We start from the raw sequence: 14,538 nt of genomic DNA, 5'->3' as shown, positions 1-14,538 counted from the left end.
TAGTTGGAAAAATCGTCCGAATTTTCGCAAAAATTCGCGTCATGTTGCCGCCCTCTGTGCACCTTGGATGATCGCCTCGCGCAAGTTCTTTTCGAGAGCGTCACGTTTGCTTTCGGTGTGATATTTCAAACCGACCATATCTTTGACATAGAACGTATCCACGATCTGTTCACCAAAGGTCGCGATGACTGCAGAGGCGATATAGACGTGATTTTCGGCAAGCGTCCGCGTCAGATCATACAACAATCCGGGGCGATCACGGGTATCGACCTCGATGATTGTGTAGATTTCAGAGCCGACGTTGTCGAAGGTGATGACCGTCGGCACCCGAAACGCACGTTCGCGCTTTTTAATCTTATCGCGGCCTTTCAGGGCCTCGCGCGCGACAACTTCGCCGTGCAGCGTTTTCACGATCATTTGCTGCAGTCGCGGCAGACGGGCGGCCTCGTAGGGGTGACCATCCGCGTCTTGAATCCAGAACACCGCCGTCGCATAGCCGTCTTTCGACGTATAAGTCCGCGCATCCACGATATTTGCACCGACCAGCGCCAAGGCGCCCGTCATCCGGCTGAACAGACCGGGATGATCGACCATCGCAAAGCACACGCGCGTCGCGTCGCGATCTTCGTCCAACATCAGATCAATCGCGAGACGGTCGTCCGAAATACCGTTCAGCAGGTTCGCAAACACCACATGCGTCGTCCCTGGCAGACCCTGCCAATAGGTGCCGTAATGCCGCCCGATCTCAAGCTTCAGGTCTTTTGGTTTCCAATCACTTAGCGCGACGCGCAGCGCACGTTTTGCTTCGTTTTCGCGGCTTTCGCGGTTCAGGTCTTCCAAGCCGTTCTCAAGCGCATCTTTCGTCGCGGCATAGAGATTGCGGATCAAAACAGCCTTCCAGTTGTTCCACGTCCCCGGCCCCACGCCGCGAATATCGCAGACGGTCAGCACCGTCAGCAGGTCCAGTCGTTCCACGGTTTTCACGGCTTTGGCAAAGCCTTTGACCGTGCGCGGTTCTGCGATATCGCGCTTTTGGGCGGTATCAGACATCAGCAAATGGTAGCGGATCAGCCATTCGACCGTCTCGCAATCCTTCTTGCTCAACCCCAAACGCGGCCCAACAACGCGGGCAATTTGCGCGCCCAGCACCGAATGATCTACTGGGCGGCCCTTGCCAATATCATGCAGCAATAGCGCCACAAACAGCACCTTGCGGTTCACCCCGCCTTTCAGGATGCCCGATGCAAGCGGCAGTTCCTCGACCAGCTCTTCGCGCTCGATCTTGGACAGATGGCTGATGCATTGGATCGTATGTTCGTCGACCGTGTAGTGGTGATACATATTGAACTGCATCATCGCCACAATCGGGGCAAATTCGGGGATAAACGCGGCCAAGAGGCCCAGTTCGTTCATCCGGCGCAGCCCGCGTTCTGGATTGCCGTGTTTCAGCATAATCCCAAGGAACAGCTTGCGGGCACGCGGATCATTGCGCAGTGAATCGTCGATTTGGTCGAGGTTCGCCGCGATCAAGCGCACCGCGTCCGGGTGCATCAACGTGCCTGTGCGCAACACCTCTTCGACGATGCCAAGCATGTTCAATTTGTCCGCAAAGAATGCGTCCTCGTCGGCGATGGTCAGGCGGTTTTGTTCGATTTTATAAGGGGCTTTGGCCTTTTTGCGCCGTTTGAACAGACGCAAAAGCATCGGCTCGGCCTTGGTGTGCGTGGCTTCAAGCGACGTCAAAAAGACGCGCGTCAGCTCGCCCACAGTTGTCGCGTGGCGAAAGTAGTCTTGCATGAAAAACTCGACCGCACGACGCCCATCATGATCGGTGTAGCCAAGCCGTTCGGCCACATCGACCTGCATGTCAAAAGTCAGCTGATCCACGGCACGGTCCGCACTGATGTGCATGTGACAGCGGACCGACCACAGGAAATCTTCGGCGGCTTTAAATTTAAGAAACTCGCCTTCGGTATAGACACCAAAAGCGATCAATTCTTTGGCGTTTTGGGTGCCGTGGACGTATTTCCCGATCCAGAATAGCGACTGCAAATCGCGCAGACCGCCCTTACCCTCTTTGACATTCGGCTCGACCACGTAACGCTGGCCACCTTGTTTGGTGTGGCGCTGCTGGCGTTCTTCCAGCTTGGCTTCGATGAATTCAGCCGCTGTGCCACTGAATAACTCTTCCCACAGGGTCGTCGCAAGCGTTTGTGCCAACTCTTCGTCGCCAGCCAAATAGCGGTATTCGACCAGTGAGGTGCGGATCGTGAAATCCTCGCGGCCCAAGCGGATGCAATCCTTGATCGTCCGGCTGGCGTGACCGACCTTTAGCTTCAGATCCCACAGGATATAGAGCATCGATTCGATCAGGCTCTCGGCCCAAGGCGTGATTTTGTAGGGGTTCAGGAACAGCAAATCGACGTCAGAATGGGCCGCCATTTCGCCCCGCCCATAACCACCAACAGCGATAATCGCGATGCGCTCGGCCTCTGTCGGGTTTGGTAGCGGATGTAGATAGGTCTGCGCGACGTGCAACACTTCGCCGACAACCTGGTCCGTTAACCAGCTATAGGCCCGGGTGCCGCGCCGTCCGGGAAATGGATCAACGGCGAACGCTTCTGCGATGCGTTTACGGCCAGCGATACGTGCTTTGCTCAGGATTTCGACGGTTCTGGATCGGATAATCTTGTGATCCGTCGTCTGATTAACAGCCGCATCCAATGCGATCCGCACCGCAGGCTGATCAAAAATCTCAGACGCCGGACAAATCAAATTGTCCGGCGTTTCTAAGTCGTAAGTCGTGTTGGTCGGATCAGAGACCTGATCCGCCAAAGCTCCGCGGTGCTGGTTCAAGAGTAATCACCTGATTGTTGCGTATTTCGGCAATGGCAAGGCCACGTTGGTTCAAACCATTTGGCAGGAGTCGGAAGATACCACCAGTCCCTTGGAACCCTTGCGGTGTCGTCAGCGCCTGTTTCGTCAGGGCATTCGCATTACCTTGAGCCACAAGAGCTCCAATGGCTGCGATACCGTCATAAGCCAGACCAGCCAGTGGATGCGGGCGATCACCGTACACAGACGCATAGCGATTCTCGAATGCGGCGTTCAAGGATTGGTCAGGCAATGCGATAATGCCGCCTTGGGCCGCAGAGCTAGCCAGCACGTCAGCGTTGGCATCCCAGCGCGTCAGGCCCATGTAGCGGGCTTCGTTTGATGTCAGGCCAGCGGCGGACAGACCGTCCAGAATGAACGGTAAATCAGCGGATGGATCACCTGTAAAGAACACAGCGTCGCTGCCACCGTTGCGTGTCGCGGCAATAATACGCGACGCCGAATCGGTCACGCCTTGTTGGCTCAATGGGTAGCCTTCGATCGCCGTCACTTGACCACCGTTCGCACGCACCGCATTTGCAATCGCGTCACGGCCCAGCTGGCCGGGAATGGAATTTCCGTGCACAACAGTATAGCGGTTGATACCCTGAAGGCCCGCATATTGCACCAGACGGTTCGCGGTATTGCTGAACGTAGAGCCAAGGATAAACACGTTACCCCCTGCAATCGTTGGGTTATTCGAGAACGCAAGCACGTTCACGTTGCGGTTAGCGACAGACACACCAGCGGCATTCGCTGCTTCGCCAAACAGCGGTCCAAGGATGATTTTTGCACCGTCATCGACAGCGGCACTGGCCACACGCGCGGCCTGCAACGGATCGCTGCCGGTGTTGTAAACGCGCAGATCAATCGTCACGCCTGCAAGATCGGCAATCGCCAAACGCGCAGCATTCTCAAGGTTCGACGCCAAAAAGCTGTCAGAGCCTTGGCCGGACCCACCCGGCACAAGCAGCGCCACCTGAACTGGTGCGCTTGGGTCAATTTGTTGCCCCGTGTTCTGGTTAACGCCCACTTGGCCCGGCACAGCACATGCGGACACAAAAACGAGCGTTAAAAAGATGAACAACCGGGCAGCCGCCTTGCGGGCGTCGGCGAAACAAGCAAACATAGGAAATCCCCTCCTGTTGGTGACCGCCACCGGTCAAACATTTGGGCAACATCATAGGGCGATGCGCCGAAGGGTCTAGGTATGAATTTTATAGAAAAGCCCTTGACGGCGGGGCTCTACTTTGTGGCGACGCCAATCGGGTCGGCACGGGACATGACATTGCGCGGCCTCGACATTCTGGCCAGCGCAGATTTGATCGCCGCCGAAGACACACGAACAGCCCGCAAGCTGATGGAAATCCACGGTGTGCCGCTGGGTACACGTCAAGTGGTCGCCTACCACGACCACAGCGGCGAAAAGCCAACGCAACGGTTGGTGGATGCGGTTAAGAACGGAAAATCAGTCGCTTACGTGTCTGAGGCAGGTACGCCCTTGGTCGCGGATCCGGGGTATGAATTGGGCTGTGCGATGATCGCAGCCGACCTGCCCGTCACCACCGCACCGGGGGCCTCTGCCGTTTTGGCAGCGCTGACCGTGTCGGGTTTGGCGACGGATCGCTTCGCGTTTATCGGCTTCCTGCCATCGGCAAAAACGCAGCGTGAAACCGAAATCGCGGGCCTGCGCGACACGCCGATGACGATCGTTTTCTACGAATCTCCGAAGCGTCTTTACGATATGCTAACGTCTTTGCGCGATACACTGGGGGGCGAGCGTCACGCGGTTGTGTGTCGTGAGCTGACCAAGAAATTTGAAGAGGTCGTGCGCGGCAATCTAACTGATCTCGTCACCGAATTTGCTGAACGCAGGGTTAAGGGCGAGGTTGTCGTGCTCGTTGCGCGCGGTGATGGCGAGGTGATTGGCGAAACCGACGTGCAAACCGCCCTTGCAGAGGCGATGCGCACGATGCGGGTCAAAGATGCGGCCACGATGGTCGCTGGCGCAATGGGCCTGCCCCGTCGGCAAGTGTATCAAATGGCCCTCGGCCTAGAGAAAGAAACCGAATGACGTCACTCATGGCCCAAGCCCTGCGATCAAAAACAAACTACCACGCAGGTCTTGCCGCCGAAGCTATCGTCGCAAACGACTACCAACGCCGTGGGTGCGTCGTTGCAAAAACGCGCTGGCGTGGACGTGGCGGCGAAATCGATCTGATTATACGTGACGGCGACGATTTGATCTTTGTCGAAGTGAAGAAAAGCAAAACGCATGACCAGGCCTTGCGACGCGTCAGCCGAACGCAAATGGATCGCCTATGTCATGCCGCCAGTGAATTTGTCGCAACAGAACCGCGTGGGCAATTAACCAACATGCGGTTCGATGTGGCGACCGTCGATCAAGGTGGCACCGTCCGCATCATTGAGAATGCCTTCATGGAAGCGTGAACAGCGCCCCATTGCACCAGACAACACCATACGCCATGTATCTCTTAACTCATTATTAAGAAAAGGCTCAGCCGTATGTCCTTGAAAGTTGCCATCCAAATGGACCCAATTGGTCCGATTGATATCAATGCCGACAGCACCTTCCGCATCGCTGAAGAAGCGCAGGCACGTGGGCATAGCCTGTTTTATTACACACCGGACAAGCTGGCCTATCGCGAAGGCAAAGTTGTCGCGCGCGGTTGGCCGTTAACCGTTCAGCGGGTCAAAGGCGACCATTTCACGCTCGGCGATGAGGTCGAAGTTAACCTTGCCGATTACGATGTCGTATGGCTGCGCCAAGACCCGCCATTTGACATGGGCTACATCACCACAACCCATATTCTCGACATGATCCACCCCGATACATTGGTCGTGAACGACCCATTCTGGGTGCGGAATTATCCGGAAAAACTGCTGGTCCTGAATTTCCCCGATCTCACGCCACCAACGATGATCGCCCGCGATCTCGACACGTTAAAATCGTTCCGCGCGACCCACGGTGATGTGATCCTGAAACCGCTTTACGGCAACGGCGGCGCCGGTGTTTTCAAGCTAAAACAAGGTGATAGCAATCTTGCGTCCCTGCATGAAATGTTTTCAGGCATCAACCGCGAGCCGCTGATCATGCAAAAATTTCTGCCCGACGTCAGCAAAGGCGACAAGCGCGTGATCCTCGTCGACGGTGAACCTGTCGGTGCGATTAACCGTGTTCCTGCAGAAGGCGAGACGCGTTCAAACATGCACGTCGGCGGCAAACCTGAAAAGGTAGCACTGACAGATCGGGACCGCGAAATTTGCGCCGCAATCGGGCCGCTTTTGCGCGAAAAGGGTCAGATCTTTGTCGGCATTGACGTGATCGGCGATTGGTTAACCGAAATTAACGTCACCTCACCGACGGGTATCCAAGAATTAGAACGTTTTGACGGCGTCAACATCACCGCCAAAATTTGGGAAGCCATCGAGGCCCGCCGCGCCGCCTAGACCTCTTGCGCGAGCGACAATCTGTAGCTGACCGCTTCTGCGACATGCGGTCGGCGCACTTCCTCCTCGCCCGCGAGGTCAGCAATCGTGCGGGCGACCCGCAAAACGCGGTGATACCCCCGCGCTGACAACCCGAACCGTTCCGCGACCTTTAGCAGCAATGCCCGACCTTCCGCGTCGGGCGTCGCCACCGCCTCTAGTACGCGACCTTCGGCCTCTGCGTTAACCCTTACACCTGCGATCCCTACGAATCGTTCCGTCTGAATGCGCCGCGCCGCTGCGACTCGCGCCGCAATCGTGGCCGAACTCTCGCCGTCCTCGGGCAGATCAAGGTCGGTGTAAGCAACAGGCGGCACCTCAACGCGTAGATCGAAACGATCCATTAACGGTCCGGAAATCCGGCCCATATATTCGTCCCCGCAGATCGGCACACGCGCGCAAGCCCGTGCAGCATCTGCCAAATACCCGCATTTACAAGGGTTTGCGGCCGCGACGAGCATAAATCGGCACGGATATTTCACATGTGCATTGGCCCGCGCCACGACCACTTCTCCGGTTTCAATCGGTTGGCGCAGCGTTTCAAGAACAGAGCGCGGAAATTCAGGGAACTCGTCAAGAAACAGAACGCCATTATGCGCGAGAGAAATTTGACCGGGCTTCGCCGTGCGTCCGCCACCAATAATCGCCGCTGCTGATGCGGTGTGATGCGGTTCTTGGAACGGGCGCGTGCGGTTGATGCCGCCTTCCTCCAACACACCTGCCAACGAATGGATCATCGACGTCTCCAGCGCCTCGATAGGCGACATCGGCGGCAAAATACTCGGAATACGTTTTGATAACATTGACTTACCAGATCCGGGTGAGCCGACCATCATCAGGTGATGCCGACCGGCCGCGGCAATTTCCAAGGCACGTTTGGCACGTTCTTGCCCTTTGACCTCAGCCAAATCAGATACACCGCTAGGCGTTTGCACTTCGCCCGGCAGAGCTGCGTCTAGGACCGCTTGCCCAGTGAAGTGCCGGATCACAGCGGCAAGCGACGACGGCGCGATGACCTTTGCCGCATCGACCCACGCGGCCTCTGGACCGCAAACTTCGGGGCAAATCAATACCTTGTCGTCCGTCGCTGCGGCCATCGCGGCGGGCAATGCGCCCGTGACCGGAACGAGGTTCCCGTTCAGTGACAATTCACCAAGCGATACCGTGCCCGCAATGTCATCGCGCGGCAGGATGTCCAATGCGGCCAGCAGTGCCAACGCGATGGGCAGGTCAAAGTGCGCCCCCTCTTTTGGCATGTTCGCGGGCGACAGGTTAACCGTGATTCGCTTGGACGGCAGCGCGATTGCCATATGCGTCAGCGCAGCGCGCACCCGTTCGCGCGCTTCGGACACCGCCTTGTCGGGTAGGCCGACAATCGCGAAACCGGGCAAGCCGGGCGTCACGGCGCATTGCACCTCGACCATTTTGGCTTCGATCCCGTCGAACGCGACGGTATAGGCAACTGCTGACATCTTGATCCCGTTCTTCACCACTACACATGGTTAACGGCAGGGACGTTACAAAAGCGTTAACCGTTAACCAATTCCATGAATTTAGGCCACGCAGCTGGATCGGCGACGGTCTTATCGCGGCAGGATGCGTTGCAGAAACCGAATTTCCGGCCATCCATGACTAGATAGTGTGTGACTGGGTCACCGGAGTATGGGCAGCTTTTGTTCTCGGATGGTCCGGTTTCAGCCGATTTTGCTGGAATGATGTCGACTGGCCAAGGTGCTTTTGCGAGACCGAAATCATAGGGGAAAGGATCGTAGGTCACGGTCTGCCCCATCGCTCGCCACTGCCTGTTCGCGGTGTCCGCGATGTGGGTGTCGACATAGGCTTGGGCAGTCACGCCAAGTGCTATGCCGTAGGTTGCGAAGCGGTTCGCAATCGGTGCGTAAAAGGCGTCAGCGGCCGAGTAATTCCCAAACAACCAAGGGCCGTCCGCACCAAAGCGGTCGCGTGCAAGCGACCAGAGTTCACTGATCCGTGTTACGTCTTTCATCACAGCGTCAGACGGCGTGAAACCGATAAGCGTGTGGTCCATGTTGTGCGGGCAGTCACCGCGTAATGCATTGAAACTGCCGTGCATTTCCGCCACCAGCGACCGCGCCATTGCGCGTGCTGCTGGGTTCTTTGGGTAGAGCCCCGCGTCAGGATTTTCTTCGGCCAAGGTTTCGGCTATGGCGATACTATCCGTCAACAATCCGCCCGACGGCGTGACCAATGCAGGCACCGTTTTTGCCCCTACGAGATGCGCCATATCTGCGGCCATCGTCCCAGCATACAGACCTACCATAGTGGTTTTGTAGGGCAGCCCAAATTTTTCAAGCAACAGCCAGCCGCGCAGGGACCAACTGGAAAACGTCCGATCACCGATGTAAAGTTCATGGGTCATTTAGTGGCTCCTCGCGGGGGTTATGCTAAGTGATTGATGGTTCCGATTTGCCAACCTTGCAAGGTCAGACGCATGTCGGTGACGGAAAGGTTGTCGATCTTGTGGCCCATCGCGGCGTAGGGCGTGTATCCACATTGTGCGATCATCGTCATGATCATGCCCATATGTCCGACGACGACGATGTTTGCGTTCATGTTTTCTTGTGCGATGTTGGTTAATGCGTCTGTCACGCGGCGAGTGACCGCGTTCCAGCTTTCCCCGTGGGGAGCAGCAAGATCGCCCGGATTTTCCCAGAATGCGCGGCTGAGGATCGGATCGCGCGCAGCCACTTCGCTGTGGTGCATCCCGTCCCAAACGCCGAAATCGAATTCACGCAGACTTTTTCGCGCAGCAAGTCGGGTGCGCGGTCCGGCGATGGCGTCGGCTGTTTTCACACTGCGTTGCAGGTCGGATGAGGTCAGAAGCGCATCCATCGGCAGATAATCCGACAGGCGATTAAGCGCATCAGTGTCGGACAAATCGGCAGGAACATCGCGCCAACCTGTAAAGGTTTTCTGGTGCGTTGGCCCATGCCGGACCAGCCAAAAGCGGGTCAAACCTTCCCCGCGGGGAAGACGTGCGTTGCGGAAACCAGATCGCAAGACCCTTTGAGAACAAGTGGTAGGCCCGAGATCACCGTGATGACTGTATCGGCGCGGGCGGCGATCATCTGGTTGATTTTTCCCTGCATATTCCGGAACTTGCGTGAGAGCGCGTTGTCAGGAACGATCCCCATGCCGACCTCGTTTGAGACGACAACCACATCGCACCGGCAAGTTACCAGCGCATTAACCAATTCACCGCAGGCTGCTTCGACGTCATGATCAGCCAGCAGCACATTCGTTAACCAAAGCGTGACGCAATCGAGCAGAATAACGTCTGTCGGCTGTGCCTTCTTTAAAATTGTAACGACGTCGATGGGCGCTTCGATGGTCGTCCAATCGTCGCCGCGATCTGATTGATGCTTGGTTAATTTTGCCCGCATTTCATCGTCGTAAGGTTGCATTGTCGCGACATAAATCTTTGGCTTTTCGGTCCCGCGCGCAAGCGTTTCGGCGAAGGTCGATTTGCCGGATGCCGCCCCGCCGGTGACGAAATATAATGTCTTTCGCATGATATTTTGCAACTTTTTGTGATCCACGGGGTTCTACCCTTCGTAAACAGATCAATAGCACGGGAAGGCTCGTGTGCAATCTGGTGGGGATCAAAACATGGCGTTTGACGGTTTTTCGGATCAGAAGATGACACGTAAGGCGATGAAAGCAGAGCTTTTAGACGCGGATACGGAACGGGAATTGGCGATTGCGTGGCGCGATAACCGCGACGAACAGGCATTACATCGATTGATTACGGCCTACATGCGGCTCGCTATTTCGATGGCAGGGAAATTCCGGCGCTATGGCGCACCGATGGGCGATTTGATCCAAGAAGCGTCGGTCGGCCTGATGAAAGCGGCGGACAAATTTGACCCTGATCGCGGTGTTCGCTTTTCAACCTATGCGGTTTGGTGGATCAAGGCGTCGATTCAGGAATATGTGATGCGAAATTGGTCGATGGTCCGGACTGGGTCAACGTCTTCGCAAAAGTCACTGTTTTTTAACCTGCGTCGCGTACAAGCGCGATTAGAGCGTGAAGCCGCCGCAGAAGGTCGTGTGATTGATCGCCATGACATGCGCGAAATGATCGCGACCGAAGTCGGTGTGCCGTTGCGTGATGTTGAGATGATGGAAGGACGGTTATCTGGGTCGGATTATTCGTTGAACGCGACCCAATCGGCAGAGGATGAAGGCCGCGAATGGATTGACCTGTTGCAGGACGATGCACCGCAAGCGGCAGAAAAGGTTGAGAATAATCACGATACGGACACGCTACGCCAGTGGCTTTTGTCTGCATTAGGCGAGTTGAATGATCGCGAACGATTGATCGTGCGAGAACGGAAAATGCGCGATGATCCACGGACTTTGGATAGTCTTGGAACCGAGCTTGGGTTGTCGAAAGAACGTGTGCGGCAGTTAGAAACGGCGGCGTTTATTAAGATGCGGAAAAACCTTGAAGTGCATAACGAAGAGGTGCATCGCTTCTTCGTATGAAGATTATTTCGTCGATCATGATTGCGCTTGCGGCCCCTGTGGCGGCGGATAGCATTTCACCGTTTCATATTAACGACTTTGAAGGGTTCGACATCATCATCGTCGGCGAAACCCACGACGATCCGACGCACCACCAGATGCAGGCTGACATCATTACGACGGTTTATCCGACTGCGGTGATTTTCGAGATGTTGACTAAGGCACAAGCAGAAGCTGTAACGCCAGACCGTCGCGACTCACCTGATTTGGGTGAATTGCTCGCATGGGAAGACTCTGGTTGGCCCGCGTTTGAAATCTATGCGCCGATTTTTGCGGCCTTGGGTGATGCTGCTATTATTGGCGCGGCGGCGTCTGAAGCGCAGGCCGCACAAGCGCGTGATGACAGCGCTGCCGCGTTTGGTAACGGTGCGGGTAGATTCGGGTTAACGGCAGATTTACCTGCAGCAGAGCAACTGACCCGCGAGGCTGACATGCAGGCGGGTCACTGTGGCGCATTGCCTGATGAGATGCTGCCGTGGTTCGTTGATCAACAACGGTTTCGGGACGCGATGTTTGCCCGTGCGGCGTTAAATGCGTTTGAGGAACTCGGCGGACCCGTGGTTGTAATTACGGGGAATGGCCATGCGCGGACCGATTGGGGCATGCCGGTTTATTTGGATGCCGCGGCCCCTGATGTTAAGGTTTTGAGTATCGGTCAAATTACCGAACATGATGTTGATCGGCCTTACGATTTGTGGCGCATCACGCCGCCTGTGGATCGCCCTGATCCCTGTGCTGCATTCCAATAGCACGTGCTGATTGTAACCATGCGGCCAAAGGCTTAGGTTTCGAGCAACTGCGGAGGCTGACATGCTGGCGAACAAACACATCCTACTGATTATCGGCGGCGGAATCGCGGCGTTCAAGTCGCTTGATCTGATCAGGCGGTTGCGTGAACGCGGCGCGAAAGTGACGCCTGTGTTAACCAAAGCTGGCTCGGAATTTGTGACGCCGTTGTCGGTGTCGGCCTTGGCTGCGTCCAAGCTTTACACCGATCTGTTTAATCTCAATGACGAAGCCGAGATGGGCCATATCGAGTTGTCGCGCGCAGCGGATTTGATTGTTGTGGCACCTGGCACCGCTGATTTAATGGCGAAAATGGCGGGTGGCTTGGCTAATGATCTGGCTTCGACGCTGTTGCTCGCGACGGATAAACGCGTGCTTGTGGCCCCGTCGATGAACGTGCGGATGTGGGAACATGCCGCGACACAGCGCAATTTGGTGACGTTGCAGGGCGACGGAATTTTGTTTGTTGGACCGACCGAAGGCGATATGGCCTGCGGTGAATTTGGTCCGGGCCGGATGGCAGAACCGCTTGATATTGTTGCTGCAATTGATGCGGCTTTGGCGGATGGGCCTTTGAAGGGCAAACATATTTTGGTCACCTCTGGGCCGACACACGAGCCGATTGATCCGGTGCGTTATATTGCGAACCGGTCGTCGGGCGCGCAAGGGACTGCGATTGCGACCGCGCTGGCGGCGCTTGGCGCGGATGTGACGTTTGTAGCCGGGCCTGCGGATATTGCGCCGCCAGCGGGTGTGCGTGTTGTTCCGGTTGAGACCGCCGCGCAAATGTTGGAGGCGGTGCAGACCGCGTTGCCTGCTGATGCCGCCGTTTTCGCGGCTGCCGTTGCGGATTGGCATGTGGCGAATGCGTCTGACAGCAAGATCAAGAAGGATGCCTCGGGGTTGCCCGAGCTGAGCTTTGCCGAGAACCCCGATATTCTGGCGACCGTGTCCCAGATGAAAACCGGACGACCGGGGCTGATTGTGGGTTTTGCTGCCGAGACCAATGATGTGATTGCGAATGCAACGGCCAAGCGGTTGCGCAAAGGCTGCGATTGGATCGTTGCGAATGATGTGTCGCCTGAAACGGGCATCATGGGCGGGAGTGAAAACGCGGTGACGCTGATTTCCGACGATGGCGCAGAGGACTGGCCGCGGATGGGCAAAGATGCGGTCGCAACGAAGCTCGCCGCTCGGATTGCGCAGGTTTTGGTGGGATGACAAATTTTCTCGAAAATTTGGACGATTTTTCGCGAAAAATCGGGGGATCAGATGCAGATTAAGCTATGCTGGCAAATGGACGCGGATCAAGACCTGCCCTTGCCCAAGTATCAAACGAAGGGCGCTGCTGGCGCCGATTTATGTGCCAACTTTGGTCGCGATGCTGGCGGCGTGACATTGAAATCTGGTGCGCGGGCCTTGATTCCCACCGGACTGTCGATGGCGATACCTGAAGGCCTTGAGGTCCAAATCCGACCGCGTTCCGGCCTTGCGTTGAAACACGGTGTGACCTTGGTGAACAGCCCCGGCACAATTGATAGCGATTATCGCGGTCCTGTTGGCGTCATTATGGTTAATTTGGGCGATGCGCCCTTTGAGATCACCCACGGTATGCGGATTGCACAGATGGTTGTCGCACCAGTTATTCAGGCTGACTTTACCCTCGTTGATGATCTGGACGAGACCGTGCGCGGCGCTGGCGGCTTTGGTAGCACGGGTGTCACCGCATGATTATGGTCGCCGCGATGGCGGCTGTTTTATGGGGCACGGGCATGGCGATGGGCACGCCGAAACGTGCCCGTTGGATCATGATTGCGCTGCTGTTGAGCCTTGTTATCGTTATCCAAATTGCCCTGCCCGACCGCCATCCTTTGCGTGAGGCGACGGGTGGTGATGTGCGGCTTTGGACGTTGATACTTGCGTTTGGCGCGATTGGGTTTGTGTATCGCCGCCTATTGCAGGCGTTGCGGCAGAAGGCTGGCGCGAGCGAACACCCTGTTGAAACGCCTGTGAAGCCCACGTCGTTTTCGGAAACCGAACTGAACCGCTATGGCCGTCACATCATGCTGCGTGAGGTCGGCGGCGTCGGTCAAAAGGCGCTACGTGATGCCAAAATTTTGGTGGTCGGCGCGGGGGGCCTTGGGTCGCCTGCCTTGCAATATTTGGCCGCTGCTGGCGTTGGTCAGATTGGCGTGATCGACGACGATATTGTCGAGAACACGAACCTGCAACGCCAAGTTATTCATACGGATGACCGCATCGGGATGCCCAAGGTACATTCTGCCGCGGAGGCGATCCGCGCACAGAACCCGTTTGTGACGGTGAAGCCGTATCATCGCAGGTTGGACGATAGCTTTGCCCCTGAACTGTTTGCCGAGTACGATTTTGTGATGGATGGCACAGATAATTTTGCGACCCGTTATTTGGTGAATGAAACCTGTGTGGCGGGTAAAATTCCGTTGGTTGCAGCCGCGTTAACCCAATGGGAAGGCCAGATTAGCGTTTACGACCCCGCGAACGATGCCCCCTGCTACGCCTGTATTTTTCCACATGCGCCCGCCGCCGACCTTGTGCCATCCTGCGCCGAAGCTGGTGTGATCGGCCCCCTGCCCGGTGTGATCGGGTCGATGATGGCGGTTGAGACGATCAAGTTGATCACAGGCGCAGGCGACCCGTTGCGCGGCAGATTGATGATTTACGATGCACTTTACGCCGAAACACGCGTTATCACTGCAAAACGCAGGCCGGATTGCGCAGTTTGCGGCGCTGCCCACTTGCCATGATCGCGAACCGCATCATAGT

The 14,538-nt window shown here is 56.4% G+C and carries 14 protein-coding genes; 8 read left to right on the top strand and 6 right to left on the bottom strand.

Annotated elements, in window-relative coordinates; genetic code table 11:
- Positions 1-39 precede the first annotated feature (39 nt).
- Positions 40-2,835, bottom strand: a complete 2,796-nt coding sequence (locus FHS72_RS00485; RefSeq protein ID WP_183525256.1) for a [protein-PII] uridylyltransferase — start codon at positions 2,833-2,835, stop codon at positions 40-42.
- Entirely contained in the window at positions 2,816-4,003 is a 1,188-nt protein-coding gene (locus tag FHS72_RS00480; protein WP_183523920.1) for a penicillin-binding protein activator, read from the bottom strand. Before FHS72_RS00480 ends, FHS72_RS00485 begins: the two co-directional genes overlap by 20 nt.
- Positions 4,004-4,084: 81 nt before the next feature.
- On the opposite strand from FHS72_RS00480, the gene rsmI reads away from it, so the two are divergent.
- From rsmI to gshB, 3 genes are all read left to right on the top strand, one after another.
- A complete protein-coding gene (rsmI, locus tag FHS72_RS00475) occupies positions 4,085-4,948 on the top strand; it encodes a 16S rRNA (cytidine(1402)-2'-O)-methyltransferase (protein ID WP_183523917.1) in 864 nt (287 codons plus the stop codon).
- Positions 4,945-5,325, top strand: a complete 381-nt coding sequence (locus FHS72_RS00470; RefSeq protein WP_183523914.1) for a YraN family protein — start codon at positions 4,945-4,947, stop codon at positions 5,323-5,325. The genes rsmI and FHS72_RS00470 overlap by 4 nt, the downstream gene beginning before the upstream one ends.
- A 75-nt stretch (positions 5,326-5,400) precedes the next feature.
- Complete coding sequence (gene gshB / locus FHS72_RS00465) at positions 5,401-6,345, top strand: glutathione synthase (protein WP_183523911.1); 945 nt, start codon at positions 5,401-5,403, stop codon at positions 6,343-6,345.
- Here the strand turns inward: gshB and FHS72_RS00460 are convergent.
- The 4 genes from FHS72_RS00460 to cobU are packed head-to-tail and all read right to left on the bottom strand — an operon-like array spanning position 6,342 to position 9,935.
- The gene (locus FHS72_RS00460; protein ID WP_183523908.1) at positions 6,342-7,856 is read right to left on the bottom strand and encodes a YifB family Mg chelatase-like AAA ATPase; all 1,515 of its coding nucleotides are present in this window, start codon (positions 7,854-7,856) and stop codon (positions 6,342-6,344) included. The two genes, gshB and FHS72_RS00460, sit on opposite strands and share 4 nt — an antisense overlap.
- Positions 7,857-7,912: 56 nt before the next feature.
- Positions 7,913-8,782, bottom strand: a complete 870-nt coding sequence (locus FHS72_RS00455) for a glutathione S-transferase (RefSeq protein ID WP_183523905.1) — start codon at positions 8,780-8,782, stop codon at positions 7,913-7,915.
- A gap of 20 nt (positions 8,783-8,802) precedes the next feature.
- On the bottom strand, positions 8,803-9,378 hold the full coding sequence (locus FHS72_RS00450; RefSeq protein WP_183523902.1) for a histidine phosphatase family protein: 576 nt from the start codon (positions 9,376-9,378) through the stop codon (positions 8,803-8,805).
- Positions 9,375-9,935 carry a bifunctional adenosylcobinamide kinase/adenosylcobinamide-phosphate guanylyltransferase gene (cobU, locus tag FHS72_RS00445; protein ID WP_183523899.1) on the bottom strand — a complete coding sequence of 187 codons (561 nt, stop codon included), beginning with the start codon at positions 9,933-9,935 and terminating at the stop codon, positions 9,375-9,377. The genes FHS72_RS00450 and cobU overlap by 4 nt, the downstream gene beginning before the upstream one ends.
- Before the next feature lie 97 nt (positions 9,936-10,032).
- Here cobU and FHS72_RS00440 point away from each other — a divergent pair, with 97 nt between their 5' ends.
- The 5 genes from FHS72_RS00440 (at position 10,033) to FHS72_RS00420 (ending at position 14,519) form a co-directional block, all read left to right on the top strand.
- Positions 10,033-10,911 carry an RNA polymerase factor sigma-32 gene (locus FHS72_RS00440; RefSeq protein WP_183523897.1) on the top strand — a complete coding sequence of 293 codons (879 nt, stop codon included), beginning with the start codon at positions 10,033-10,035 and terminating at the stop codon, positions 10,909-10,911.
- Positions 10,908-11,699 (top strand): ChaN family lipoprotein, encoded by a 792-nt coding sequence (locus FHS72_RS00435; RefSeq protein WP_246414405.1) that lies wholly within the window; start codon positions 10,908-10,910, stop codon positions 11,697-11,699. Before FHS72_RS00440 ends, FHS72_RS00435 begins: the two co-directional genes overlap by 4 nt.
- Before the next feature lie 61 nt (positions 11,700-11,760).
- Positions 11,761-12,957, top strand: a complete 1,197-nt coding sequence (gene coaBC, locus FHS72_RS00430) for a bifunctional phosphopantothenoylcysteine decarboxylase/phosphopantothenate--cysteine ligase CoaBC (protein ID WP_183523895.1) — start codon at positions 11,761-11,763, stop codon at positions 12,955-12,957.
- Positions 12,958-13,008: 51 nt separating this feature from the next.
- Positions 13,009-13,467: a dUTP diphosphatase gene (gene dut / locus FHS72_RS00425; RefSeq protein WP_183523894.1), complete on the top strand. Its 459-nt coding sequence runs from the start codon at positions 13,009-13,011 to the stop codon at positions 13,465-13,467.
- Entirely contained in the window at positions 13,464-14,519 is a 1,056-nt protein-coding gene (locus tag FHS72_RS00420; protein WP_183523893.1) for a HesA/MoeB/ThiF family protein, read from the top strand. Before dut ends, FHS72_RS00420 begins: the two co-directional genes overlap by 4 nt.
- Positions 14,520-14,538: the final 19 nt, after the last annotated feature.

The organism is Yoonia ponticola, from assembly GCF_014199395.1.
GTDB classification, from domain to species: domain Bacteria; phylum Pseudomonadota; class Alphaproteobacteria; order Rhodobacterales; family Rhodobacteraceae; genus Yoonia; species Yoonia ponticola.
The sequence above is the reverse complement of the archived record's forward strand: the minus strand, read 5'-3'. Positions and strand labels throughout refer to the sequence as shown.